Origin of the sequence: Amycolatopsis albidoflavus, assembly GCF_039525725.1 — a bacterium.
Classification (GTDB): Bacteria; Actinomycetota; Actinomycetes; order Mycobacteriales; family Pseudonocardiaceae; genus Amycolatopsis; species Amycolatopsis albidoflava.
The window spans coordinates 513,254-538,297 of record NZ_BAAAHV010000017.1 but is presented as its reverse complement, the minus strand read 5'-3'; the positions used below and the strand labels follow the sequence as shown (position 1 = coordinate 538,297).

The 25,044-nt window shown below is 68.2% G+C and carries 26 protein-coding genes and 1 pseudogene; 8 read left to right on the top strand and 19 right to left on the bottom strand.

The genetic code is table 11. From position 1 onward, the window contains the following. Positions 1 to 68 precede the first annotated feature (68 nt). Both ABD156_RS30110 and ABD156_RS30105 read right to left on the bottom strand, forming a co-directional pair. Positions 69 to 242, bottom strand: a pseudogene (locus tag ABD156_RS30110) (Uma2 family endonuclease); the annotation flags it as partial. A gap of 109 nt (positions 243 to 351) precedes the next feature. Then, complete coding sequence (locus tag ABD156_RS30105; protein ID WP_344281201.1) at positions 352 to 1,149, bottom strand: NmrA family NAD(P)-binding protein; 798 nt, start codon at positions 1,147 to 1,149, stop codon at positions 352 to 354. Positions 1,150 to 1,216: 67 nt separating this feature from the next. Between ABD156_RS30105 and ABD156_RS30100 the strand changes: the two genes are divergently transcribed. Further along, a complete protein-coding gene (locus ABD156_RS30100) occupies positions 1,217 to 1,579 on the top strand; it encodes a winged helix-turn-helix transcriptional regulator (RefSeq protein WP_344281198.1) in 363 nt (120 codons plus the stop codon). Here ABD156_RS30100 and ABD156_RS30095 read toward each other — a convergent pair. Continuing rightward, positions 1,576 to 2,721, bottom strand: coding sequence for an acyl-CoA dehydrogenase family protein (locus ABD156_RS30095; protein WP_344281196.1), 1,146 nt, complete (start codon positions 2,719 to 2,721; stop codon positions 1,576 to 1,578). The genes ABD156_RS30100 and ABD156_RS30095 overlap by 4 nt on opposite strands. A 104-nt stretch (positions 2,722 to 2,825) precedes the next feature. Between ABD156_RS30095 and ABD156_RS30090 the strand changes: the two genes are divergently transcribed. The 4 genes from ABD156_RS30090 to ABD156_RS30075 all read left to right on the top strand — a co-directional run bounded on the left by ABD156_RS30090 (position 2,826) and on the right by ABD156_RS30075 (position 7,339). Beyond that, positions 2,826 to 3,413: a TetR/AcrR family transcriptional regulator gene (locus ABD156_RS30090; RefSeq protein ID WP_344281193.1), complete on the top strand. Its 588-nt coding sequence runs from the start codon at positions 2,826 to 2,828 to the stop codon at positions 3,411 to 3,413. Positions 3,414 to 3,468: 55 nt separating this feature from the next. Continuing rightward, positions 3,469 to 4,410, top strand: coding sequence for a carbohydrate kinase family protein (locus ABD156_RS30085; RefSeq protein ID WP_344281190.1), 942 nt, complete (start codon positions 3,469 to 3,471; stop codon positions 4,408 to 4,410). Positions 4,411 to 4,600: 190 nt separating this feature from the next. Beyond that, on the top strand, positions 4,601 to 5,917 hold the full coding sequence (locus ABD156_RS30080; protein WP_344281187.1) for a citrate synthase: 1,317 nt from the start codon (positions 4,601 to 4,603) through the stop codon (positions 5,915 to 5,917). A 63-nt stretch (positions 5,918 to 5,980) separates the two neighbouring features. Next, a complete protein-coding gene (locus ABD156_RS30075) occupies positions 5,981 to 7,339 on the top strand; it encodes a cryptochrome/photolyase family protein (RefSeq protein WP_344281184.1) in 1,359 nt (452 codons plus the stop codon). Positions 7,340 to 7,410: 71 nt separating this feature from the next. Here the strand turns inward: ABD156_RS30075 and ABD156_RS30070 are convergent, their stop codons facing one another. The 5 genes from ABD156_RS30070 to ABD156_RS30050 form a co-directional block, all read right to left on the bottom strand. Next, a complete protein-coding gene (locus ABD156_RS30070) occupies positions 7,411 to 8,589 on the bottom strand; it encodes an ABC transporter permease (RefSeq protein WP_344281182.1) in 1,179 nt (392 codons plus the stop codon). Then, positions 8,586 to 9,485 carry an ABC transporter ATP-binding protein gene (locus ABD156_RS30065; protein WP_344281272.1) on the bottom strand — a complete coding sequence of 300 codons (900 nt, stop codon included), beginning with the start codon at positions 9,483 to 9,485 and terminating at the stop codon, positions 8,586 to 8,588. The genes ABD156_RS30070 and ABD156_RS30065 overlap by 4 nt, the downstream gene beginning before the upstream one ends. Positions 9,486 to 9,487: 2 nt before the next feature. Further along, positions 9,488 to 9,730 (bottom strand): helix-turn-helix transcriptional regulator, encoded by a 243-nt coding sequence (locus ABD156_RS30060; protein WP_344281179.1) that lies wholly within the window; start codon positions 9,728 to 9,730, stop codon positions 9,488 to 9,490. 227 nt (positions 9,731 to 9,957) lie between these two features. Next, positions 9,958 to 11,493, bottom strand: a complete 1,536-nt coding sequence (locus ABD156_RS30055; protein WP_344281176.1) for a glycerol-3-phosphate dehydrogenase/oxidase — start codon at positions 11,491 to 11,493, stop codon at positions 9,958 to 9,960. Then, the gene (locus ABD156_RS30050) at positions 11,490 to 12,134 is read right to left on the bottom strand and encodes a TetR/AcrR family transcriptional regulator (protein ID WP_344281173.1); all 645 of its coding nucleotides are present in this window, start codon (positions 12,132 to 12,134) and stop codon (positions 11,490 to 11,492) included. Before ABD156_RS30050 ends, ABD156_RS30055 begins: the two co-directional genes overlap by 4 nt. 16 nt (positions 12,135 to 12,150) lie before the next feature. Here ABD156_RS30050 and ABD156_RS30045 point away from each other — a divergent pair, with 16 nt between their 5' ends. Together ABD156_RS30045 and ABD156_RS30040 are read left to right on the top strand one after the other, a co-directional pair. Continuing rightward, positions 12,151 to 13,761 (top strand): FAD-binding oxidoreductase, encoded by a 1,611-nt coding sequence (locus ABD156_RS30045; protein WP_344281170.1) that lies wholly within the window; start codon positions 12,151 to 12,153, stop codon positions 13,759 to 13,761. A gap of 28 nt (positions 13,762 to 13,789) precedes the next feature. Beyond that, a complete protein-coding gene (locus ABD156_RS30040) occupies positions 13,790 to 14,503 on the top strand; it encodes a class I SAM-dependent methyltransferase (protein ID WP_344281167.1) in 714 nt (237 codons plus the stop codon). Here ABD156_RS30040 and ABD156_RS30035 read toward each other — a convergent pair. From ABD156_RS30035 to ABD156_RS30005, 7 genes are all read right to left on the bottom strand, one after another. Next, positions 14,496 to 15,053, bottom strand: coding sequence for a gamma-glutamylcyclotransferase (locus ABD156_RS30035; protein ID WP_344281165.1), 558 nt, complete (start codon positions 15,051 to 15,053; stop codon positions 14,496 to 14,498). The two genes, ABD156_RS30040 and ABD156_RS30035, sit on opposite strands and share 8 nt — an antisense overlap. Positions 15,054 to 15,118: 65 nt before the next feature. Next, positions 15,119 to 16,216 carry an S-(hydroxymethyl)mycothiol dehydrogenase gene (locus ABD156_RS30030; protein WP_344281163.1) on the bottom strand — a complete coding sequence of 366 codons (1,098 nt, stop codon included), beginning with the start codon at positions 16,214 to 16,216 and terminating at the stop codon, positions 15,119 to 15,121. Between the two features lie 77 nt (positions 16,217 to 16,293). Then, a complete protein-coding gene (locus ABD156_RS30025; protein WP_344281161.1) occupies positions 16,294 to 16,800 on the bottom strand; it encodes a DinB family protein in 507 nt (168 codons plus the stop codon). A gap of 43 nt (positions 16,801 to 16,843) precedes the next feature. After that, positions 16,844 to 18,100 (bottom strand): peptidase C39 family protein, encoded by a 1,257-nt coding sequence (locus tag ABD156_RS30020; RefSeq protein WP_377928098.1) that lies wholly within the window; start codon positions 18,098 to 18,100, stop codon positions 16,844 to 16,846. A gap of 74 nt (positions 18,101 to 18,174) precedes the next feature. After that, positions 18,175 to 18,576 (bottom strand): PaaI family thioesterase, encoded by a 402-nt coding sequence (locus ABD156_RS30015; protein ID WP_344281155.1) that lies wholly within the window; start codon positions 18,574 to 18,576, stop codon positions 18,175 to 18,177. Positions 18,577 to 18,628: 52 nt separating this feature from the next. Then, on the bottom strand, positions 18,629 to 20,344 hold the full coding sequence (locus ABD156_RS30010; RefSeq protein ID WP_344281152.1) for a TIGR03767 family metallophosphoesterase: 1,716 nt from the start codon (positions 20,342 to 20,344) through the stop codon (positions 18,629 to 18,631). A gap of 220 nt (positions 20,345 to 20,564) precedes the next feature. Continuing rightward, entirely contained in the window at positions 20,565 to 20,858 is a 294-nt protein-coding gene (locus ABD156_RS30005; RefSeq protein ID WP_344281149.1) for a DUF1330 domain-containing protein, read from the bottom strand. Positions 20,859 to 20,909: 51 nt separating this feature from the next. Here ABD156_RS30005 and ABD156_RS30000 point away from each other — a divergent pair, with 51 nt between their 5' ends. Continuing rightward, entirely contained in the window at positions 20,910 to 21,371 is a 462-nt protein-coding gene (locus ABD156_RS30000) for a MarR family winged helix-turn-helix transcriptional regulator (RefSeq protein ID WP_344281146.1), read from the top strand. Here ABD156_RS30000 and ABD156_RS29995 read toward each other — a convergent pair. The 4 genes from ABD156_RS29995 to ABD156_RS29980 all read right to left on the bottom strand — a co-directional run bounded on the left by ABD156_RS29995 (position 21,362) and on the right by ABD156_RS29980 (position 24,951). Continuing rightward, positions 21,362 to 21,832: a DUF4190 domain-containing protein gene (locus ABD156_RS29995; protein ID WP_344281143.1), complete on the bottom strand. Its 471-nt coding sequence runs from the start codon at positions 21,830 to 21,832 to the stop codon at positions 21,362 to 21,364. The genes ABD156_RS30000 and ABD156_RS29995 overlap by 10 nt on opposite strands. Before the next feature lie 91 nt (positions 21,833 to 21,923). Further along, positions 21,924 to 22,742, bottom strand: coding sequence for a carbohydrate ABC transporter permease (locus ABD156_RS29990; protein ID WP_344281140.1), 819 nt, complete (start codon positions 22,740 to 22,742; stop codon positions 21,924 to 21,926). After that, positions 22,739 to 23,650 (bottom strand): carbohydrate ABC transporter permease, encoded by a 912-nt coding sequence (locus ABD156_RS29985; RefSeq protein ID WP_344281137.1) that lies wholly within the window; start codon positions 23,648 to 23,650, stop codon positions 22,739 to 22,741. Before ABD156_RS29985 ends, ABD156_RS29990 begins: the two co-directional genes overlap by 4 nt. Continuing rightward, positions 23,647 to 24,951, bottom strand: coding sequence for an ABC transporter substrate-binding protein (locus ABD156_RS29980; RefSeq protein WP_344281135.1), 1,305 nt, complete (start codon positions 24,949 to 24,951; stop codon positions 23,647 to 23,649). Before ABD156_RS29980 ends, ABD156_RS29985 begins: the two co-directional genes overlap by 4 nt. Positions 24,952 to 25,044 lie beyond the last annotated feature (93 nt).

Sequence of the window (25,044 nt, the reverse complement as noted above, 5' to 3'; positions counted from 1 at the left end):
TCCACGACCCGCCATCACCGCATCCTACAATTAGATAGCGGACTTCAGGCGCAGGACACTAGCTCCAGCATGGCAACGCTGTGTCTTGGTTTAGGACTGGGCGACATCATCAAGCGGCCCTCCACGAGCTCGGTGAAGCCGGAGTCGGTTTCACCGAGGGCCGCGTATTCCTCGATCGACAGCAGGTGATCCGGGATCTCCCAGGGGAATTCACCACGCGTCGGCTCGGGAAGTGCTGTCACAGCGTCTCCTCACGTCACCGGCATTGTCTCACGCCTGCCGCGAGACTGTCAGTAACCATAACGACACGGAGAGCCATGTTTCGCCGCTGGGTTGATCATGCTCAGCGCTCTAGGAGCAGTAGTCCGCCAGAAACCTCCGCAACCCCCGCGGCGCACCACCGGTGACCGCGGCGAAGTCGTCCGACAGCCAAGCCCCGTCCCCCTGCGCCAGCAGCTCGAAAACCTGCGCGTTCGACCCCGCCTCCGGCACCCCGTTCGACTCCATCGCCGCGCGATGCTCCTTAGCCGAGATCTGCCGGTACTCCACCGCGCGGCCCGTCACCGAAGCCCATTCCCGCGCCACATCCGCGAACGTGACCAGCTCCGGTCCAGTCAGCAGATACGTCCGCCCGGCATGCACCGCCGGATCAGTCGCGATCGCGGCAGCCGCCGCCGCGACGTCGCGGGCGTCGATCATCCCGATCCGGCCGTCGCCCGCGGAGCTCGAAAAGCCGCCGGTCGCAGAGATCTCCGGCGCGAGAGCCAGCAGATTCTGCATAAAGAAGTTCGGCGCGAGCAACGTGTAGTCCATCCCGGACGCCTTGAGGTGCGCGTCGATCCGCGCGTGCTCCCGCCGCCGGGCGACGGGCGAATCGTCGACAGCCTTGTGGTTGGTGACCCGCACGACGTGCCGCACGCCGTGCGCGGCAGCGCGATCGAGCACCGCCATCTGCGACGCCACGGCGGGCCCGATCAGCAGGAGGGTGTCGACGCCGCGCAGGGCCGCGTCGAGGGTGTCCGGGCGGTCGAAATCGCCGATCACCTCGTCGGTGCCGCCCGACGGGGTGCGGACGAGCGTGCGGACAGGTCCGAGCAGCCGGACGGCTTCGCGCCCGATTTTTCCGGTGGCTCCGGTCATCAAGATCATGCGACAAAGCCTGCTCGCCACCGGTATCGTTTGTGAAGAAGGCACCTCGACGATCTATAGGTACCTAATGGATACCAAGTATGCGAAAGCGTGCCCGTCGCGCACCGTGATGGACGTGCTGGCCAACAAGTGGACGCTCTACGCCCTCGGTCTGCTCCGGCAGTACGAGCGCCCGCTGCGGTTCACCGAGCTGCGCCGCGGCGTCGAGGGCGTCACGCAGAAATCCCTCACCCAGGTGCTGCGCAACCTCGAACGCGACGGGCTGGTCACCCGCACGATCTACCCGACGATTCCGCCGCGCGTGGAGTACGCGCTGACCGATCTCGGCCGAGACGTCGGCGCGTTGACCGGCGCGATCGCCGACTGGTCGAAAGCCAACGCGGGCCGCGTCCATGCCGCCCGCGCGGCTTATGACGACAGAAAAGACTAGGCGTTCTTCAGCGAACGCGCGATCACCATCCGCTGAATCTGATTCGTCCCTTCGAAGATCTGCGGCACCTTCGCCTCCCGCATGTACCGCTCCACCGGGAAGTCCCGCGTGTACCCGGCACCGCCGAGCACCTGCACGGCGTCGGTCGTCACCTTCATCGCGCCGTCCGTCGCCACCAGCTTCGCGATCGACGACTGGCGCTGGAAGTCCAGGCCGCGGTCGCGACGGCGGGCGGCGTCCAGATAGGTCGCACGAGCCGATTCGACCGTCGCGGCCATGTCGGCCAGCAGGAACTCCATGCCCTGGAAGTCCGCGATCGGACGCCCGAACTGGGTGCGTCCCTTCGCGTACTCCACGGCCTCGTCCAGCGCGGCCTGCGCCAGGCCCACAGCGCACGCGGCGATCCCGAGCCGGCCCGAGCTGAGCGACGACAAAGCGATCTTCAGGCCCGCACCCTCGCCGCCGATCAGGCGGTCAGCGGGCACCCGCGCGTCCTCGAACAGCAGCTGCGCCGTCGGAGACCCGGTCAGACCCATTTTCCGCTCGCGCGGGGCCGCCGAGAGGCCCGGAGTCGACGAGTCGACCAGGAGACACGAGATGCCGTGTCCGCCGTCGTCGCTCGTGCGGACCATCGTCGTGTAGAAGTCCGCGACACCAGCGTGGGTGATCCACGCTTTCGTGCCATTGACGACGTACTCGTCCTCGGAAAGCCGTGCGCGGGTGGACAGCGCCGCCGCGTCCGAGCCGGCCTGCGTTTCCGACAGGGCGTACGCGCCGAGCAGCGAGCCGCCCAGCATGTCCGGCAGCCAGCGGTCCTGCTGCTCCTCCGTGCCGTAGTGCGCGAGCGCGTAGCAGGACATCGTGTGCACCGACAGGCCCACGCCGACGCTCATCCACGCGCCGGCGATCTCCTCCAGCGCCTGCAGGTAGACCTCGTACGGCTGCTCGGCCCCGCCCCAGCGCTCCGAGTACGGCAGGCCCAGCAGACCGGACTTGCCCATCAGGGTGAACAGGTCGCGCGGGAACCGCTCGGCCTCCTCGTCGGCCGAAGCACGCGGTTTCAGCTCGTCACGGGCGATCTCCGTGACGAGCGCGAGCAGGTCTTCGGACTCCGGCGTCGGCAGCAGACGGTCGACCGGCATGGTTCCTCCCAGAACGCGGTGGTACTGAAAACAGTACTAACGGCTGATTGAGAGTACCGTATGCGGAGCGGGGCTGTCCCTGATCGGTAGGAGATAGTGACGTGATGTCCACCCCTGAAGCCCGTCGCCGTCCCACCGCGCGGCAGCAAGCCCTGCTGCGCGAGTTAGAGACGTTGTTCCTGGCGGAGGGCTTCGCCGGCTTCACGCTCGACGACCTGGCCGCCCGGCTCCGCTGCTCGAAGTCGACGCTGTACGCGCTCGCGCCGAGCAAGGAGCAGCTCGCGGTCAAGGTCGTCGCGCACTTCTTCCGCGACGCCGCCGAACGCCTGGAGAAGCGGATCGCGGGAATCGACGACGCGCGCGAGCTGATCGGCGAGTACCTCTCCGGCGTCTCCGAGCACCTGAACCGGGCGTCGCCGGAGTTCATGGCCGATATCGCCGCGTTCGCGCCCGCCCGCGACACCTATCAGCTCAACAGCCGCGCCGCCGCCCGCCGGATTCGCGCGTTCATCGACAAGGGCGTCGCCGACGGAGTGTTCCGCGACGTGCACGCGCGGCTCGTGGCCGAAATGACCGGACTGATCATCGAGGGCATTCAGACCGGCGTGCTCGGCCGCCGCACCGACGTGTCCGACGCGGAAGCGTTCACCGCGCTCGGCGAACTGCTGCTGGGCGGACTCGACAAGAACTGATTTGTCCGCATCGGGACAGGAATTGTCAGCGCCGGTTCCTCTACACTCGCCGCTTGTGATCGTGGTGGGTGGAGAGGCGCTGGTCGACCTCGTTCCTGGCGAACCGTTGGATTCCACTGTGGACGGTGGGTTGCGCGCGCTGCTGCCGAGGCTCGGCGGCGGCCCGTACAACGTCGCGCTCGCCGCGGCCCGGCTCGGCGTGCCCGCGTCGTTCCTGTCGCGGGTTTCCACTGACCGGTTCGGCGTCGCGTTGGTGGATCGCCTTTCCGCTTCGCACGTCGACACTTCGTTGCTGCAGCGCGGCAACGAGCCGACGACGCTCGCCGTCGTCGCGCTCGACGAACGCGGCGCCGCGCGATACACGTTCTACGTCGAGGGAACCGCCGATCGGCTGGTCTCCGATCCTGGTGCGCTGCCGGAAGAAACGACCGCGCTGTCGCTCGGAACGCTCGGCATGGTGCTGGAACCCGGCGCGAGCGCGTACGAACAAATTCTGCGCCGCGAATCCGCGCGTGGGACGCTGACCGTGCTCGACCCGAACATCCGGGAGGCGCTCATCGCCGATCCGGCGGCTTATCGCGCGCGCTTCGCGTCCTGGCTGCCCGACGTGCGGCTGCTGAAAATCTCCGACGACGACGCCGCGTGGCTCGCCGAAGGGGCCGACCCGGTGGCCGCGGCGAAAACGTGGGTGGAGTCCGGTGTGGACGCCGTCGTGCTCACCCGAGGCGCGGACGGCTTGTCTGTGATCACTTCGGCTGGTGAGCTGGCCCACGTCGCGTCCCGCGAAGTCACCGTGGCGGACACCATCGGCGCCGGCGACACCGTACAAGGCGCGTTGCTGGCCTGGCTGCACGAGCGCACCGTGCGCGACCTGGCCGCACTCGACGCCGGCGCGTGGACCGAAGCGCTTGCTTATGCGGCGAAAGCGGCCTCGATCACGGTTTCCCGCAGCGGCGCGGAGCCGCCGACCGCGGCGGAGATGGCGGCCACCGTGTGAACCTGGTCCCAATGGGGCCTTTTGGGGCAACGCAGCGAGTGCGGACTGACCCACCCTTCGACTAGCGTAGTGGTGAATTCATACCCAGCGGGTCGGTGTGCAGCGAGGCGCGTGTTTCCTCGCGTGAACACGTGGCTACTGCGGAACCCGCAGACGCCGCCGTCCCGTGCCCAACGTGAGAGGGACCTGCATGTCCGACGCGACGAATGCGGGGCAGTCCGGCGGCGAAACCGCGACGCTGCGCCTGCCGAACGGCGAGCACGAGTTCAAGGTCGTCAAGCCGGTCGAGGGCGCTCCGGGAATCGAACTGGGAAAGCTGCTGGCGCAGACGGGGTACATCACCTACGACCCCGGGTTCGTCAACACCGGCGCCGCGTCGTCGGCCATCACCTACATCGACGGTGATGCGGGCATCCTGCGCTACCGCGGCTACCCGATCGAGCAGCTGGCGGGGAAGTCCACCTTCATCGAGGTGTCCTACCTGCTCATCTACGGCGAGCTGCCGACCGAGGCCCAGCTGGCCGACTTCACCGAGAAGATCCAGCGGCACACCCTGCTGCACGAGGACCTCAAGGCGTTCTTCTCCGGCTTCCCGCGCGACGCGCACCCGATGCCGGTGCTGTCCAGCGCCGTTTCCGCGCTGTCGACCTTCTACCAGGACTCGCTGAACCCGTTCGACGAGCCCAACGTCGAGCTGTCCACCATCCGCCTGCTGGCGAAGGTGCCGACGCTCGCGGCGTACGCGTACAAGAAGTCCGTCGGCCAGCCGCTGCTGTACCCGGACAACTCGCTGGGCCTGGTCGAGAACTTCCTGCGGATGACGTTCGGCTTCCCGGCCGAGCCGTACGAGGTCGACCCGGACGTCGCGAAGGCGCTCGACCTGCTGTTCATCCTGCACGCCGACCACGAGCAGAACTGCTCGACCTCCACGGTGCGGCTCGTCGGCTCGTCCGAGGCGAACCTGTTCGCCAGCATCTCGGCGGGCATCAACGCGCTGTTCGGCCCGCTGCACGGCGGCGCGAACGCGGCGGTGCTGGAGATGCTCGAGGGCATCCGCGACGACGGCGGCGATGTCGCGACGTTCGTCAACCGCGTGAAGAACAAGGAAAAAGGTGTCAAGCTCATGGGCTTCGGGCACCGGGTCTACAAGAACTACGACCCGCGCGCGAAGATCATCAAGAACACCGCGGACGAGATTCTCGGCAAGCTCAAGGGCGGCGACCAGCTGCTGGAGATCGCCAAGAAGCTCGAGGAAACCGCGCTTTCCGACGACTACTTCGTCGAGCGCAAGCTGTACCCGAACGTGGACTTCTACACCGGTTTGATCTACCGCGCGCTCGGGTTCCCGACGAAGTACTTCACCGTGCTGTTCGCGCTCGGCCGGCTCCCCGGCTGGATCGCGCACTGGCGCGAGATGATCAACGACCCGCAGACGAAGATCGGCCGCCCGCGCCAGATCTACACCGGCCACGAGTCGCGGGATTACATCCCGATGTCGGAGCGCTGAGTCTCTGCTTGGTGAAACGCCCCGCCGTGCTTCCGCACGGCGGGGCGTTTATCGTTGTGCGGCATGACGATGGAAGCGCCGGTCGTGCTGTGGTTCCGCCGGGATCTGCGGTTGCGAGACCATGCCGCGCTCTTTGAAGCGGCCAAGCACAGCAAACGCATTCTGGCGCTGTACGTGCTGGACGACCGGCTGCTCAAGCCCGCCGGTTCGCCGCGAGTCGCGTTTCTGCTGAATTCCTTGCGGGAGCTGGACAAAGCGTTGTCCGGCCGGTTGATGATCCGGTACGGCGATCCGGCGCGCGAGGTGGTCGCTGCCGCACGGGAGATTCGTGCGGCAGCGGTGCATGTCTCTGCGGATACCGCACCTTATGGGCGTGAGCGCGACGAAGCTGTGGCTGCTGCGTTGGCAGAGCATCGAATTCAGTGGGTCGAGACGGGTTCTTCGTATGCCGTCACGCCAGGGCGGGTTACGAAGCCGGACGGCACCCCGTATCGGGTCTTCACCCCGTTTTATCGCGCTTGGGCGCAGCACGGCTGGCCTCGTCCGGCGGATACTCATGTGTCTATTGTGGACTGGGTTAAGCCTTCATCCTCGTCAGCTTTGCCGGAAACTCCTGAGGTGCACTGCGAGCTGCCGCCAGCGGGGGAGGAGGCCGCTTTGTCGGTGTGGCATGACTTCCTCTCCGACGGCCTCGCCGATTATGCTTTCGAACGCGATCGACCGGATCATGCTGGCACCACAAGGCTTTCTCCCTATCTGCGCTGGGGTGCGATCCATCCGCGGACGATGCTGGCCGACTTGGCTGCCAAGCGGTCCGAGGGAGCGCAGGCGTTGCGCTCCGAGCTGTGCTGGCGCGAGTTTCATGCCGACGTCCTGTGGAACCGGCCGGAGACCGCGCGGCAGAACTATGACCGGCGCTTTGACGGAATGCGTTACGACACCGGGAAAACCGCGCAGGAGATGTTCGCGCAGTGGCGCGAGGGCCGGACCGGCTACCCGATCGTCGACGCCGGCATGCGGCAGCTGCTGGCCGAGGGGTGGATGCACAACCGGGTCCGGATGATCGTGGCGAGTTTCCTGGTGAAAGACCTGCATCTGCCGTGGTGGTGGGGCGCGCGGCACTTCATGCGGCATCTGGTGGACGGGGACCTGGCGTCGAATCAGCTGAACTGGCAATGGGTCGCCGGTTCCGGGACGGACGCCGCGCCGTATTTCCGGATCTTCAACCCGACCACGCAGGGGCAGAAATTCGACCCGCAGGGCGATTACGTGCGCCGGTATGTGCCGGAATTGCGTGGGGTGGAAGGGAAAGCGGTGCATGTGCTGAAGGAGCGTCCGGAGGGGTATCCGGAGCCGATCGTCGATCACGCGGAGGAACGGCAGGTCGCGTTGCAGCGGTATGGGGCGATTACGAAGTCTTAGCGTGGGCTGATCGAGGTCAACCAGAGCTACCTCGCCGACCACCACGCGGATCCCGTACCGGGCCGAGTGCCCTAACGGCGCAACGCGTCCACCAGCCGCACCCGGCTGCCGACTCGCAGCACGCCGTTCCGGTACACCCGTGCCCCCACCCAAGTGACCACCGCGATCAGCGCGACGGTCAGCAGCAGGGACAGCACGATTTCCCACGGCTCGACCGTTCCGAGCGCGATCCGTGCGGGCATCAGGATCGGCGACAGCAACGGGATCAGCGAGACAACCCGCGTAGCCGTCCCCTGCGGTGCTTGCGTCAGCAGATTGATCCCAGCCACAAACCCGATCACCAGCGCGATATTCACCGGCCCGACCACTGCCTGCGTGTCCTCCTGCCGCGACACCAGCGCGCCGGCCGCGCCGTACAGCATGGCGTAGAGCAGGAAACCCAGCAGATACCAGACGAGACCCCAGCCCAGCGTCCCCAACGCGACGCTCGAGATCGAGAACACGCCGGATACGCCACCGGCGAGCAAACCCGCCGCGGCGAGGATCGCGAGCTGCGCCAATCCGACCAGGCCGAGCCCGATGACCTTGCCCAGCAGCAAATGCGCCGGCCGGACGGTCGCGAGCAGGATCTCCACCACGCGGCTGGACTTCTCCTCGACCACGCCCTGCGCGACGAACATCCCGTAGGTCATGATGCTGAGATACAACAGGATCGCGACCACGATCCCGGTCGCCAGCTTCGTCCCGGCTTGCGGATCCGCCGGTTCGAGAGCCTGCACGTCGGCGTGGGTGGCGGATACTGCCTGGTGCACGGCGGCGGGGTCGAGGTTCGCCGAGTACAGCTGAGCGTCTAAGACCTGTTGCTGCGCGATGTTGTCCAGCACGGTGCGCAGCTGTGTGTCTAAAGTGGACTTAACGATCACTCGCGGACGGGAAGCGCTGCCGGATACGAGCGCGTCGACCTCGCCGTCGCGGACCTGGGTCAATCCGTCCGATTCGGACTGTACCAGGACGATCTTGAGGTGCCGGTCGTTGTTCTCCAGCTGCGTGGCGATGCCCTGCGCTTGCCCGGCCAGCGCGACGCGAGTCGTCTCCCGATCCCCGGCGAGGAACGCCTGCAGGGCGACGTAACCCAGCAGCAGCACCAGCATCACCGCAGTGCTGACCACAAAGGACCGGGTGCGCAGCCGGGCGTTGATCTCCCGTTTGGCTACCAGCCGCACGGCGCGGGCGGAGCGGATCCGGCTCATCGAGGCGCTCCCGGCGTGGCGACCGAATCGCGGAACAGATCGGCGAGCGTACGGCGGCGGTGGCTGAATTCCGTCACCGGTCCGGTGGCGAGCGCGGCGGCGAGCACGGCCTGGTCGTCGGCGCTCGGCGACAGTTCCAGCACTGTCGTGGGGCCGCGGTCTTCGAGGACGCGCGCGCCGGGAACCGTTGCCGCCCAACCGGGATTCGCGCTCGGTGCGGTGACGACCAAGCGGCGTCCGGCGTCGCGAGTCAGCTCGTCCACGGTGCCGACCGCGACCATCCGGCCGTCGCGGATGATGCCGACTCGGTCGCACAGCCGCTCCACGAGGTCGAGTTGGTGGCTGGAAAACACCACCGGCACACCGGTCGCCGCCTTCTCGCGCAGTACGCCGCTCAGCACGTCTACCGCGAGTGGATCGAGGCCGGAGAACGGTTCGTCGAGCACCAGCAATGCCGGATCGTGCACGAGCGCGGCGGCGAGTTGCACGCGTTGCTGGTTGCCGAGACTGAGCTTCTGGATATCGTCCTTGCGTCTCGGCCCGAGCCCGAGCCGCGCGATCCACAATTCGGCGGCGCGGTGTGCGTCGTTGGTGCTGAGGCCGTGCAGTTCGGCGAGGTAAACCAGCTGGTCGATGACCCGCATTTTCGGGTACAGCCCGCGTTCCTCCGGCATGTACCCGATCTGCGCGCGGGTGTCGTGCGTGACCGGCTGCCCGGCGAAGCGCACCTCGCCGGAGTCGGCCGCCAGCACGCCGAGCGCGATCCGCATCGTGGTCGTCTTGCCCGCCCCGTTGCTGCCGACGAACCCGAACAGCTCGCCCGGCGCAGCGGTGAAACTCACGCCGTCGAGCGCGGTTTTCGTGCCGAACCGTTTGCTGATCCGGTCGATCTCCAGCGTCACGCGTCCCCCTCCAGCGGCGCACGGCTGAACACGGCTTCCACCGGCAGGCCGAACACCGCGCAAATACGCAACGCCAGATCGAGGCTCGGGTAATGATCCCCGCGCTCCAGCGCCCCGATGGTCTGCGGATTGACCTCGACCGCCTCGGCAAGCTCCGCGCGGCTCATCCCGCGCTCCGCGCGCAGCACCGGCAGCCGGTTGTGGATCGGCAGCTCCTTGCCACGCCGCACCGGGCTCATGGACCGAACTGTTGCAAAAACCCAACGAAGCGTCAAGCTGCCTTGCCGGGATTTGCCCGCCCCAATGCGGTCTTCTCGCCGAGCGATGACGAGCCGCACCGCCTTGCGAGACGCGTCAGGCGGGGCGGGGCGAACGTACGTGAGGGGAACCCTGAGGGAATCAGATTCCCTCAGGGTTCCCCTCACGTACCTCACCAGCACCACGCAGGACGGTGTTGGGGCAAGCTTCAGGACAGTCCGGCCAGCGTTTTCTCCACCAGTTCGGCCACCCGATCCCGGGCGGCTTCGGCGTCGGCGGGCACCAAGGCCAGCCGGGTGCGGCGTTCGAGGACGTCCTCGACGGTCGTCGCGCCCTCGTGCCGGACGGCCCACACCACCTCGGCGGCGGTGATTTCCGTCGACGCGCACAGCGGGGTCGCGAATTCCGGTTCCAGTTCGCCGAGTGCCGCCACTCGGGGTGCTTCGGTGCCGTATTTGGCCACCAACCGGGCCGGAGCGTCCACAAGAGACAGTCGGGGTCGTGGTGCGGCGCCGAGCAGTGGCAGTTTTGCGGTTCGCGAAGGGCCGGCGGACAATCCGGCGTGCGTCAAGGCGGCATCGACGGCGTCCTCGGCCATTCGCCGATACGTCGTCAGCTTCCCGCCGACCACGGTGAGCACGCCGTCGGAACCGGTGATCACTGCGTGCTTTCGGGACAGATCGGCGCTCCGTCCAGCGGAACCGGAGACGAGCGGACGCAACCCGGCGTACGAACCGATCACGTCCGCGGCGGTCAGCGGGCGATCCAGGACGGAAGAAGCTGTCGATAGCAGGAAGTCCACATCGGACTCGGGCACGGATGGGACATCGGGTACGTCGCCGGATACCGGCTCGTCGGTGAGTCCTAAGTAGACTCGACCGTCGAGCTGCGGCAGCAGGAACACGAACCGGTTGGTCTCGCCGGGAACCGGAATGTTGACCGACGTGGCGCCGACTCGCACTGAGTCCGGCGCGAGCACCAGGTGGGACCCACGCGAAGGGCGCAGCTGGACAGAATCAGTCAGAGTGTCCGCCCACACGCCGGTCGCGTTGATGACCTGGCGCGCGCGAAGTGTGTACGCGGAGGTCCCATCGCTGACCTGGGCTTCGTTGCCGGACAAGGAAACCGCCGATAAGCGCGTGAGGATCCGGGCCCCGAGCAAGGCTGCGGTGCGGGCGATGCTGACCACCAGGCGCGCATCGTCCACCAAAGCTCCGTCGTACGCCAGAAGAGCGCCGCGCAGCCCAGCGGGAGCCAGGCCGGGGGACAGGGCCAGCGCCTCAGCAGCGGGAATCCGGCGCGGCCCAGGCAGTACCGACGACGGTGTCCGCGCAGCCCGGCGCAACCCGTCGCCAGCCCGGAGCCCGGCCGCGATCAAAGCCTGTTGCGCGGCGGAAGTCCCGGGATAGAGCGGAAAAAGCTGCGGCATCGCGCGCGTGAGGTGCGGCGCGGTGCGGGTCAGGAGAATCCCGCGCTCCACGGCGCTCTCGTGCGCGAGCCCGAGTTCGCCCTTGGCGAGGTACCGCAATCCGCCGTGCACCAGCTTGCTCGACCAGCGCGACGTGCCGAACGCGAGATCGTGCGCCTCCACCAACGCGACGGAAAGACCCCGTGCGGCCGCGTCGAGTGCGATGCCGGCGCCGGTGACGCCGCCGCCGACCACGAGCACGTCGACCTGTTCGCCGTCGACCAAGCGGGACAGTTCGCGTTCGCGGCGGCGCGAGTTGAGGGATCCGGTGCTCATGGTTTCAACCCCGCTTCGACCAGGTGCCGGAATTCGGCGAGCAGCGCGTCCTCGTCCACGTCAGCGGTGGCCGGGCGCAGTGAGAACGCGAACGACTGCACGACCAGCAGCACGGATCGCGCCTGCGCGGCCACCTCGGCGGTGCGCACCGATCCGTCTCGGTGTCCCTCTTCGAGCAGGCTTCGGAGCACATGCTCGGCGAAGTGCTGCGTCGCACCGAGCCGCTCCACGATGTACGGCAGCACCAGCTCGGCATCGACATCCAGCAGCGTCCGGAACAGCGGATCGGCCGACAGCGCGCCGACGCTGGCCGCAGCCAGGTGCACGATGCGGTCGCGCGCGTGCGCCGCGTGGTCGCCGGACTCGCTCACGCGCTGCAGCAGGCCGCTGAACTCGCGCGTCATCAGCGCGGCGAGGACACTGCGCACATCGGGGAACCGCCGGTACACCGTCATGCGGCTGACCTGCGCGGTTCGGGCGATCTCGGCGAGCGTCGTGCGCCGGACGCCGACCGCGAGCACGCACTGGCGCGCGGCGTCGAGGAGCTCGTCGTCGGCGACGCGAGCCGAGGTCGGGCGGCTGCGAGCGTCCGCGAGTGCGGAGGGGGCCGCTCCCGGGCGGGAGTGACGTTTGACGTCCATGTGTCACACTGTAGTCGTGAGCGATCTCATCAACCACCGCATCCGGCGTTCGTGGACCGAGGAGGGCTCGGCCGCGGCCGGTCTGCCCGACCGCGCGGTCCGGTGGCTCGGCCAGCGTATCGGCCAGGTCGGCCCTGATCGAGGCGGAAAAACCGGTGCGGTCAGCCCGGTCTCCGAGTCCGCGCTGACTGTGCCCGTCCGTACCGAATTCGAGGAACTTCTCGGCGCGGACCACGTGCTTCTCGATCCTCAGGAGCGGCTCGGCCGTGCCGGTGGTCTGTCCTATCTGGACCTCCTGCACACCCGGGCCGGCGACGAGGTTCCGGTGCCGGACGCGGTGCTGCTGCCCGCGGACCCGGACGAGGTGCAGGCCGTGCTGGACCTCTGCGTGCGGCACGACATCGGCGTCGTCCCGTTCGGCGGCGGTACGTCGGTGGTCGGCGGGGTCGCGGCGCTGCGCGGCGACAAGACCGCCGTGGTCGTGCTGGACCTGGTGCGGCTCGACGAGCTGGTGTCGGTGGACCCGATGTCGCGGATCGCGGTGCTGCAGGCCGGCGTGCGCGGTCCGGAGGCGGAACGGCTGCTCGCGGCGCACGGGTACACGCTCGGTCACGTGCCGCAGTCGTTCGAGCGCGCCACCATCGGCGGGTTCGCGGCCACGCGTTCGGCCGGGCAGGCGTCGTCCGGTTACGGCCGGTTCGAGGACATGGTCGCCGGGGTCCGGCTGGCCACGCCCAAGGGCGAGTGGCGGCTCGGTGTCGCACCGGCGTCCGCGGCGGGTCCGGATCTGCGGCAGCTCGCGGTCGGCAGCGAGGGCACGCTCGGCGTGATCACCGAGGTCGCGCTGCGGGTCCGGCCGTTGCCGGAGCAGCGGCATTACGAGGGCTGGATTGTCGACGGCTGGGAGGCCGGAGCCGCGGCGGTGCGGAAGCTCGCGCAGGACCACGCGCTGGCGGACGTCACCCGACTGTCCGATGTGGACGAGACGAATGTGTCGTTCTCGCTCAACGCCGGATTGAAGACCGCTGCGTTGAAGACCTATCTCAAGGCGCGCGGGATCAAGAACCCATGCCTGCTGATTGTCGGCTGGGAAGGCGACGTTGCTCGACGCCGTCGGCGAACGTCGGCGATGCTGAAGTGTTCCGGTGCCTTGCGGATCGGCAAGGTGCTCGGCGAATCATGGCGGCACGGCCGGTTCAATGGACCGCGACAGCGCGACGCGTTGCTGGATCTCGGCGTCTGCGTGGAAACCCTGGAGACCGCGGCGTATTGGTCCAATTTGGACGAACTGCACGACGCGGTGCGCGCGGCTTTGGTGGCTTCGCTGGGCCGTGCGATCGTGATGTGCCACGTTTCGCACGCCTACGAAACCGGTGCGTCGCTGTACTTCACGGTGTTGACCTCGCGGGATGACACTGATCCGGTTGGACAGTGGCAGCGGGCGAAAGCGGCGGCGTGCGAGGCGATCACCGGCATCGGGACGATCAGCCACCACCACGCGGTCGGCGTCGACCACGCGCCGTACCTGGAGGCGGAGATCGGCCGGATCGGGCTGGACGTGCTGCGCGCGGCCAAGTCCGCAGTGGACCCGACCGGGATCCTGAACCCCGGAAAACTGCTCGGCTGAACGCGCCCGCGCGGGCAGACTGGCGCGGGTGAGCGATGCAGTGGGTTCCTTTCCGCAATACGAAGTGTTCGCCGACGAATTCCTCGACCACGCGCAAAACGGGTTCTACAACGCGCACTACGACCGCCCGGCCTGCCTGGAGCTACTGGGCGACGTCGCCGGGCAGCACGTCCTCGACGCCGCGTGCGGTCCCGGCCTCTACGCCGAAGAACTGACCGCGCGCGGCGCACGGGTGACCGGGTTCGACCTCAGCCCGCGCATGGTCGAACTGAGCCGCGAGCGGGTGCCGGCGGGCGAGTTCCGCGTGCAGGACCTGGCCGAACCGCTGGCCTGGCTGCCGGACGCGTCGGTGGATCAGGTGCTGTTCGCCCTCGCGCTGGAGTACGTGGACGACCGGGTCGGCGCGCTGCGCGAGTTCCGCCGGGTGCTGCGGCCGGGCGGTGCGCTGGTGCTGTCGCGGCAGCATCCGACCGGTGATTGGCTCCGGCACGGCGGCAACTATTTCGACGTCCGGGTGATCGAGGAGGTCTGGAGCCGCGGCTGGAAGGTGCGGTACTGGCTGGCCCCGCTGGAACGGACCTGCGAGGAACTGCGCGAGGCCGGGTTCTTGATCGAGCAACTGCGCGAGGGACGCCCTGCTGCCGAAGCAGCGTTGGTCGATCCCGAACGCCACGCCCGGCTTGCGCAGGAGCCGCTGGGCTTCCTGACCGTGCGTGCGATTCCGGACCCGCGGGTCAGCTGAAGGTCTGCTCCGGCGGCAGGACGGTGCAGGCGAGGCCGTGCCCTGCCGCTGGTTCGCCGATGAGCGACGCCGCGTCCGCCTGGGCCACGTCCGCGACGCGGACCGGGGAACCGTTGACCAGCAACGGAAACCGGACCGGCGCGGCCCCGACATAAGCGTGCACGCCGGAAAGCAGCACGCCGTCCAGCCGGATGTCGGCGTTGTCCAGCGTCGCCAGGTCGTACCGATTCCCGCGACCCTCGCAGACATCCAGCACGGCGAGCTGTTCCGGCGTCGCGAACCAGACGAAGTGGTCCTCCGCCACGCCCGGCAGCGCGGTGAGCGTTGCCGGGCGCTGGCCGTCGCGTTCGCGCAGCCCGGCGGCCCACACCGCGGCGAGCCCGGTGCACTGGACGCGAGCCGCGACGACCGGCCCGGTCAGGCCGAGCTGGGTGCGCAGCCAGGTGATCTTCGACGGGCACGCGTTCGACCCGTACGCGAGCACCGGCGTGCGCGAACGCCACCCCGACGGCGCGGTGTCCAGTGCGTGGCCAGCGCCGTCGAGGTGCACGTACGAGCAGTCCGGCCGCGTGCCCGGGTACGGGTCGGCCGGATAATCCGCGTCGGCGAAAAGGATCAGAACTCCACCACGCTGCGCAGCACGTCGCCGTGGTGCATTCGCTCGAAAGCCTGCTCCACGCCGTCGACGCCGATCCGCTCCGTGACGAACTTGTCCAGCGGAAGCCGGCCCTGCAGGTACAGGTCGACGAGCATCGGGAAGTCCCGCGACGGCAGGCAATCGCCGTACCACGACGATTTCAGCGAACCGCCGCGCGAGAAGAAGTCGATCAGCGGCAGGTCGTTCAGCTTCATGTCCGGCGTGGGCACGCCGACCAGCACGACGGTGCCGGCGAGGTCGCGTCCGTAGAACGCTTGGCGCCAGGTCTCCGGACGGCCGACCGCGTCGATCACGACGTCCGGGCCGAACGAGTTGGTCGCGTCCTGCATCGCGGCGACCACGTCCTCCTCGCTCAGGCCGCGGCTGTTGACCGTGTGCGTGGCCCCGAAGTCCTTGGCCCACTGCAGTTTCCGGTCGTCGGTGTCGATCGCGACGATGGTGGTCGCTCCGGCCAGCCGCGCGCCCGCGATGGCCGCGTCGCCGACGCCGCCGCAGCCGATCACCGCGACCGAATCGCCGCGCCCGACCGCGCCGGTGTTGATTGCCGCGCCCAGCCCGGCCATCACGCCGCAGCCCAGCAACCCGGCGACGGCGGGTTCAGCGCGCTCGTCGACCTTGGTGCACTGTCCACTGTGGACCAACGTCTTCTCGAGGAAGGCCCCGACGCCCAGCGCGGGCGACAGCTTCGTGCCGTCGGTGAGCGTCATCGGCTGCTCGGCGTTGAAAGTCGAGAAGCAGTACCAGGGCTTGCCGCGCTTGCACGCCCGGCAGGTGCCGCAGACCGCACGCCAGTTGAGGATCACGTAGTCGCCGGGCGCGAGATCGGTGACGCCCGCGCCGACCTTGTCCACCCGCCCGGCGGCCTCGTGCCCGAGCAGGAACGGGAACTCGTCGTTGATCCCGCCCTCGCGGTAGTGCAGGTCGGTGTGGCACACCCCGCACGCCTGCACCGACACGACGGCCTCGCCCGGTCCCGGGTCCGGAACCACCACCGTCTCGAGCGTGACCGGCTCACCCTTGGCCCGTGACACGACTCCCTGGACCTCGTACGGCATATGCACAACCCTTCGACGGCGTTTCAGGGGCAGCTAATCACGGATCATGCGCATGTCGCCATAGCCCGGATCGGTCGCTACTCGCCGGTCGCCCCGTCCGCCAGCTCGCGCACCACATCCAGCTGCCCCACATGCCGCGCGTACTCCTGCAGCACATGAAACAGAATCCAGCTCAACGCGGGCGGCTGCGCCGGAGGCGTGAAGCGGCCGGTGCCGCGGGCGATGTCCTCAAGCCGCGCGCCGGACACGATCGCACGAGAGGACTCGCACTCTTCCAGGAAGAGCGCCCGAACCGACTCCGCCGATTCGTCCGCGCCGACCGTCCACTTCCTGGTCTCGGGGTCCTCGTCGCCCCAGACCGGATCCACGTCCTCGCCAAGGAATCCCCAGCGCAGCCACCGCCGTTCCACGAACGCGAGGTGCTTGAGCAGCTCGAGCGGGGTCCAGCCCGACGGGAGCCTGCTGGTGCGCAGCTCGTCGTCGGACAGGCCGTCGAGCTTGCGCAGCAGCGTCGCCCGGTAGTAGTCGAGGTAGGCGAGCAGCAGCTCGCGCGGGTCGGTCAAAGTGTCCGAGGGTTCGCTCACGGACGGGAATGTAGCCCCGAAACGGCAAGGCGGACCAGCGCGTTTACGGCGTGATCAGGTAAACGACCCCGCCCGGCCCGCCGGCCACCGCGCCGCTCTCGGTGTGCCGCTTCGTGCGCTGCCAGATCTTCTCGAACTGGTCGCGCTTGTACACCGTGCGCACGCGGCCGTCGGAGCTGGACGCCGGGTCGTTCGCGATCACATCGCCCGCCTGGGTGAAACCGACGACGACCATCAGGTGCCCGGCCGTGCCGTAGCCCGCGCCGTCGAGTTCGCTGGACAGGAACGACTGCGAGGTGATCACCGGGATGCCGCGCGCGATGTAGCCCTCGAGTTCGTTGAGGTCGTGCAGCCGCGTGATGTGGCCGCGCAACCCGAGCGAAGCGGCGTACGCGGTGTTGAACGGCCAGTTGCCAGTGCCGTCGTAGGCGTAGTCGAAGGTGTTGCGCGCGGCGTAGACGATCGACCGGTCCTGGTAGTCCGCCGGGATCCAGTCCATCTGCTGCGCGGACGGCTTGCGGCCCCAGTACTCGGCGACCATCTCGGTCGAGGTCGGGCTGCACCAGGCCTCGCCGCCACCGCCGTACTGCGGGAACTGTCCTTTGTGGATGTTCTGGGCGAACGGCGGCACCTTCAGCTCGATCCCGCGCGCCCGGCCGGGTTTCGTGGTCTGGACGTCGAACCGGTCCGGCACGTTCGAGGTCATCGCGCCGAGCGAGGACAGCGTCGGCGTGGTCGGCGAACCCTGCTCGCGGTAGAGCGTCACGCGCAGCTGGTACGAGCGCAGCGTGACGCCCGCCTTCGTGGCGAGCGTGTCGACGTCGACCGAGGCGTTGGCGTCGCTCTGCCCGTCGACGCTGGTGCGGTGGATGTCGGCGTCCCCGCTGGCCCAGCGGCCCATGGTGTACCAAGTGGTTTCGGCTCCAGCCGAAGTCCGGCCGCGCGCCTGGACCTCCAGCCACGTCTTCGCCGGGGTGCGCGCGTTCCACGACGCGATCAGCTGTGTCGCGTCGAAGCCCTGCCGGTACTTCGGCGACGTCCAGGTGCCGTAGTCGTAGGTGCGCGTGGTGCCGAGCCCCGGTTCGGTGTGCGCGACGCTGCCCGCCGGATGCGTGATCCGCAGGCCGCCGTAGCCGAAGCCGAGGCCGTCGAGCCGGCCCGCGAAGAACGAGCCGGACGACCATTCGTGGTAGTCGATGGCCTCGTCGTTCCGCGCGTGCCGCGGTTCAGCAGCGGCCTGTGTCGCACCAGCCGTGAGCATGACGATGGACAGTAACGTGCACAATCCGCGAACCCGCATTCCGGCTCCGTCCCCAGACCCCAGTGGTAGCCAAAGATTTTCGCCTTCCGGAGCGGGTAAGTAAAGAGCCGTCGCTACAACACTGCTTGCGTCTGGGTGATTTTCGCGGCGAGCTTGCCGTCGTCGGTGCGGATTTCGGTCTCGACGACCACGACTCGGCGCCCGGCGTGCAGTGGTCTGGACGACGCGGTGGCGTACCCCGAACGGACGCCGCGCAGGAAGTTCGTCTTCGACTCCAGCGTCGTCGTGCCCTGCGCGCCCTCGGGAAGATTGAGGAACGCGCAGACGGCTCCGGTCGAATCGGCCAGCGCCATCAGCGCGCCGCCGTGCAGCACGCCGCCGAGCGTGCACAGCGATTCGTCCCACGCGATCCGGCTGCGGACCAGGTCCGGGCCGTGCTCCAGCACCTCGATGCCGAGCCGTTCGCTGAACGGCATCGTCTTGTGGAACAGCTGCGTGCCTTCGACGTCGGTCATGCCGAGCAGTCAACCGCAGCCAGGCGCGTGGCGTCGATTACCTCGCGGGTAATCAGCTGAGCGGGTTAGCGAGCAGCAGCTCGGTGTTGCGGTCGCCCGCTTCGCCGACGTGGCTGAGGTTCGCGTGGATGTCGTTGTAGGAGAACTCGCGGTACATCGAGGCGAGCGCGTCGGGCGTGCGGGCGGAGTAGTCCACGGCGTACGGGGCGTCGGCCTCGATGAGCGTGGTGAACACCGAAAGCGTGCCGTCGTGGTTGTCGGCCAGTTCGATCACGCGGGCGTGCTGCGGGAAGTCGATGTGGCTGGCGGTGTTGATCTCCCAGAAGCTCTGCGCCGGGGTCTTGCCGACGTGCGGGGTGATCTTGTTGAGGTGCGTGTGCCCGTTGGCCCAGGCCACGACGTTCGGGAAACGCTGCAGCATCGCGACGAACGTGTCGCCGTTGAGCCGCGGGTCCAGCAGATGGCGCGCGTCAGGCAGGAGATTGCCCATGGTGCCGCTGGTGTGGTGGCTGAAGAGGACGAACAGCTCGTCGGTGACGGAGTGCGTGACCTTGCGGCCGAAGAAGTCGTAGTACGTCGAGCTGTTCCGCTTGAGCGTCGACTCGACCCAGTTGAACTGCGCGAGCCCGATCGACCCGTCAGCGAACCCGCCCTGAGTAGTGGTGTCGAGGCTGATGCCAGTGACGCCGGGCGCGATCCGGAACGTGTAGTAGACGTTGCGCCCATCGGAGTTCGCGTCGGTGAAGCCGTGCCCGACCGGCCCGGGTCCGGTGTTCTTCGTGGCCAGATGCGCCTTGACGAACTCCGAAGTGCTGAACGGCCGCCGCCGCGGATCCGGCGTGACCTCGCGAACGGTGCCGCCGCCGAACAGTTCGCCGAGCGGCACGCTCTGGCCCTGCTGGATGGCGGTGCCGAGCTTGCGCGCGCTGCTCTCGTCCTTGCCGATGACCTTGTATTTGCCGGTGTACCAGGCCTCGATGCCCGGGATGCCCTCCGGCAGCGTGCCGACCACGCTGTCGTCGTGATTGCCGAACGTGCAGTACCACGGCAGGTTCAACCCCGGCGCGGTGAACGACGAGATCCCGGCCTCGAGCAGCCCGGGGATCTGCGGAAAGCCCTTCTTGGTGTAGTCGTCGGCGAGCCGCGTGCCCGGATTCCAGAACTCCGGGTTGCCCGACGCTTGAACACCCTCGTAGCGGTTCGGGTCGCCGGAATTGGGCGTGATCGCGCCGCCGTTGAGCGTCGTGAGGAACCAGTCGAGCTCGAGCAGCTCGTGGTTGTCGGTGTTGTCGCCGGTGGTCATGACGAAGTCGAACTGCCGCCCGGTGAACGGCCCCGCGCGCAAGCTGTTGACCCGCTTGACGAGCGCGCTGGTCGCCACCGTGCCCAGCGTTTCCTGCGGCCGATGCGCGGACCCGATGAACGGATGCAGATACTCGAACCGGGCAGGCGATTCGGTGTCGGTGATGTGTAAGTCGGTGAACTGCACGAACGCCCCGAGCGCGGTACGCCGATCGTCACGTCCGGCCTTGGCCTCGACAAGATCCGCCCGAACCGCGACCGGCCAGCCGGGCCCGGCGGACAGCCGCGAGTACCCCGTCGGCGCCCCGGAAGCGGCCTGTTCCAGCGTCGTGCCGCCGGTCCGGACGGCCCGCTGACTGGTCCGCCGCAACGCCCGGTCCAGTGCGTTGGCCGTCGGAGTGCAGAGCAGCAACCCCACCCCGGCCACGCCCGCGGTGGTGAACGCCCGCCTGGTCAGTTCCGCCATGTTCCCGCTCCCCGCCTCTCGCCCGTGCTGCAGCACGCTCCCGGATGTCCATGACCGGCCGGTGAACGAGACCAAAGCAGAACGCGAAGGTCTCTCACATTTGCCGTGACAACGCGGGAGACTTTGTCACACGGGCGAGAGGGGTGCTACCGCCGAACGGAGGGGTGGTCGCGGTGCCGGACGTCCCCGCGGGCTCGCGAAACCGCGATCGGCGGGTCGGTCAGTCGATGCCTTCGACGATGCGGAAGTCGCGCTCGACGCCGTCGGCGAGGACTGCCAGTGCCTCCTGGTAAGCCTCGCTCTCGTAGGCCGCGACGGCCTGTTCGAAGCTGTCGAACTCGATCAGAACGGCGCGTTCCGCGATTCCGGACTCGCGGGTGGCGACCCGGCCGTCACGGGACAGGAGCCGCCCGCCTCCGGCTTGAACGGCCGGACCGGCCAGCTTGTTGTAGGCGGCCAGCTTCTCGGGGTCGGAAATGACGCGGTAGATGCTGGCCCAGTAACCCTTGGCCATGGAAACCTCCGGATGCATAGAACATTTATATAAATACTCTATGCTTCACGGATGAGCCGTCAAGACGACGACACTCAGGGCGCTTCCGCGGCGATCGGGTCGGTCCTCTACGGGCTGGCCACCAGGGCCGCGAGACGCCTTCCGCGCGGGATCAGCATGACCTCCGCCGCCACCCTGGCGACCCTGCACCGGTGCGGCCCGCGACGCATCACCGAACTGGCCGCGATCGAGGGCGTCACCCAGCCCGCGATGACCGCCTTGGTCCGGGCGATGGAGGAATCCGGTCTGGTCGAGCGGAAAGGCGACCCGGCCGACAAGCGGGTCACGCTGGTGCGGCTGACCGAGGCCGGCGCGTCGTACGTGCGGGAGCGGCACCAGGCGGGCATCGACGCGTTCGCGCGGCTGATCGGCGAACTCGCCGCCGACGAGGTCGAGGCCCTCGTGGCGGCGCTTCCAGCGTTGGCGCACCTGGCCGAACTCGAATGCCAGGACCGGGAAGGACCTCAGCAGTAGAACGCGCAGGTAGCCCCCACCGCGGACAACGACACGAAGAACCAGATCAAGAAAATCACCGCCGGGATCGCGGCCAGGATCCCGCACACCAGCCCGGCGATGCCCATGCCCTGCCCGGTCCACCCGGGCTTGCCCGCCTGCACCATGCCCGCCCAGGAGAGGCCGATCGCCGTAATAGCCGCGACCACGTCGAAGAACGGCACCCAGAAGAAGATCAACGCGACGATCCCGACGACCATCCCGGCCACCGCGAGCCCGCTGGTCTTGAGCGGGACAACGCCCGGATACGGAGCGGCATACGGCGACCCGTACATCGGCGCGCCGTAAGGCACCGGCGGCTGGCCGTACCCCGGCGCGGGCGTCGGTCCGGACGGATACCCGGGTGCCGGGACAGGCCCGGACGGATGACCCTGAGCCGGGTCCTGGCCGGGGTAGGGCTGCTGCTGATAAGGGTCCGTCATGGGTGCACTCCTGCTACGACTGTGGCGACGGTGAGTCGTCGGCGGCTAACGGCGAAACGTTACGCGCGGTCGCCGGTCGATGTGACGGTTTTCAGCCTTTCAACCCGGATTCGGTGACCCCGCGTACCAGATACCGCTGGAGAAACGCGAAGAGCAGCACGATCGGCACGATCGACAGCACCGCGGCCAGGAACAGCAGGTTCAGCTGCGGGTTCTGCGCGGTCAGCAGTCCGGAGAGCGCGACCTGCACCGTCCACGAGTCCGGCGACTGCGCGATGATCAGCGGCCACAGGAACGCGTTCCAGCTGCCGATCACGGTGATCACCGCGATCGCGGCGAAGAAGCCGCGCGAGTTCGGCACCACGATCTTGCGGAAGACGCCCCAGCGGGACAGGCCGTCGACGCGGCCGGCGTCTTCCAGTTCCTTCGGGAAGTCGAGGAAGTACTGCCGGAACAGGAAAACGCTGAACGCGCTGAACAGACCCGGGATCACCAGCCCGCGGAAATCCGAGAGCCAGCCGAGCGTCGACACCACCACGAAACTCGGCACGAACGTCACCGACGTCGGGATCATCAGCGTCGCCAGCACCGCGTAGAAAACCGGCTTCGAGTAGCGGTACGGCACCCGCGCCAGCCCGTAGCCGGCAAGCGAGCACACCGCCAGCAGGCCGACGGTCTGCAGGACCGCCACGACGACCGAGTTCAGGATGCTGCGCGCGAACGGTACGTCCTGCTGGTCGAACAGCTTGGTGAAATTCTCCCAGTGGATCTGCTTCGGCCACAGCGTCCAGCCCGGCGCGGTGAGCTCCGCGCGCGATGCGAGACCGTTGCGCAGCAAGAGATAGAACGGCAGCAGGAACAGGATCGCGGACACGCTGAGCGCCGTCCAGCGAAGCACCGCGCGGATCATGACGCGCTCCGATCGAACCGGAAAAGCTTGCCCTGCAGAAGAGTGACCACGGCGATCAGCAGCGCCAGGATGATCGCGCCCGCGCTGCCGCGGCCCAGATCCTGGCCGCCGGAGCCGAGGGAGGTGTAGTAGAGGTACACCAGCGGCGGCCGCGCGAACGGCGGATAGCCCCGGGAATCGCCCATGATGTTGTAGAACTCGTCGAACGCCTGATAGGCGTTGATCAGGTTCAGCAGCAGCACTGCCACCGACGTCGCGCGCAGCTGCGGCAGCGTGATGTGCCGGAAGACCTGCCAGCCCGGCTTCGCGCCGTCGAGCCAGGCCGCCTCGTACAGATGCTGCGGAATCCGTTGCAGCGCGGCGAGGAACAGGATCATGTAGAAGCCGAGCTGCAGCCACAGCCGCGCGGTCACCAGCACGATCCAGTACAGCGGCGGGTGCACGGTGCCGGTCCACGCCACCGGGTCGATGCCGAAGACGCCGAGCACGGTGTTCGCGAGGCCGTAGCGGACGCCGGAGAACAGCGACGTCTTCCAGATCAGCGACGCCACCACGTACGAACACGCGAACGGCAGGAAGAACACCGAACGGAAGAACGCCTTCGCGAACCGCAGCTGGTTCACGCCGACCGCCAGCGCCAGCGACAGCACGAACGTCAGCGGCACGATGAACACCGCGAACACGCTGAACGTGCCGAGGCTCGAGACGAACGGGCCGTCGGAAAGCATGTGCGCGTAGTTGTCCAGGCCGACGAAGACGCTCGGGGTGACCGTGTTGCGCGCGTCGAAGAACGACAGGTACAGGCTCCACCCGATCGGCACGTAGGCGAAGATCGCCAGTCCGAGCAGGAACGGGCCGACAAACCCCCAGAACGCCAGCGTATCCCGGGTTTTCCGGGACAGCTTCATCCGAAAAGGCGTTTCAGCTCGGACTGCGCGACGGTGACCGCGGCTTTCGTCTGCGCCACCGGGTCCGCGCCCTCCTTGGCGATCTTCGCGACCGCGTCCGACAGCGCGGTGTTCGAGGTCTGTGTCCACACTGGACCGCCGATGAGGTGGCTGTTCTCCTTGACGAACTTCACCACGTCCGCGGCCGGACCGGTTTGCAGCGTCTGCGCTTTGTCGATCAGGCTCTGCCGCGCGGGCACGTGGAAGCCGTAGCGGGTGGCGAATTCGAGCTGGCTGTCGGTCTGGTCGATCCACAGCCACTTCACGAACGCCTTGGCCTCGTTGACGTGCGCGCTCTTCGCGTTGACCATCGCGCCGTATGCGCCGACCGGAACCGAGGGCTTGCCGCTGTCGTCCAGCTTCGGGAACGGCAGGACGCCGAAGTCGTCGTTGAGCGCGTCGCGGACCTTCGGGACGTTCCACAGCCCGGTCCACTGCATCGCGCAGAGCCCGTCGACGAACGCCCCCGGGTCCGACCAGTCGGCGGGAGCGCCGAGCAGCAGGGAACCGTTGGTGTTCAGCGTGTGCAGCTTGCTGAACGCGGCGGCCGAACGCGGATCGTCGAAGCCGACCTCGCGGTTGTTGTTCTTCAGATAGTCCAGCCCGGCCGACCACAGCAGCGGCCCGGTGAGCGTGCCGACGCCGCCGTCATTGCCCGCGAACAGGCCCTTCACGCCGTCCTTCGACAGCTTGCTCGCGGCGTCGATCAGCTCGTCCACCGTCTGCGGCGGCTGCACGCCCGCAGCCTGCAGCATGCTCTTGCGGTAGAAGATGACCTGCGTGTCGGTGGCCTGCGGAATGCCGTAGACCTTGCCCTCCACGGTCTGCGCGGCGAGCACGGCGGGGCTGAAGTCGTTCTTGACCGGCCCGATGATGTCGTCCAGCGACACCACCTGGTTCTGCCGGACCCAGTCGATCTTCACCTGCGCCTCGAAGACGTCCGGCACCGGGCTGTTCTGCAGCGCGGTGACGATCTTCGAGTCGTAGTCGCCCGGGTTCCACACGACGTTGACCTTCGCGCCCGAGTAGCTGGCCGCGTAGTTCTTGACGGCCTCCTGCACGCCGTCCTCGCCGTAGGCGTGGTACCACTGCTGCAGCGTGGCCTTCGGGGCCTGCGACGGGGTCGAAGCCCCCGCCGACATCGCCGTGGACGGCGGCGGATCCCCCGGCCGTCCGGTATTCGACCCGCACGCCGCCGCGACCGCTCCCACCGCCGCCGTTCCCGCCAACGACAGGAACGCCCTCCTGCTTCGCTGCTGCATCCCCAGTTCTCCTCCGACGTGCTGGGAAGGACTCCTTGCGTGCAACAGATTCCCGCACGGAGTCCTTCCCAGGCCGACAACTCGCCGGAGATT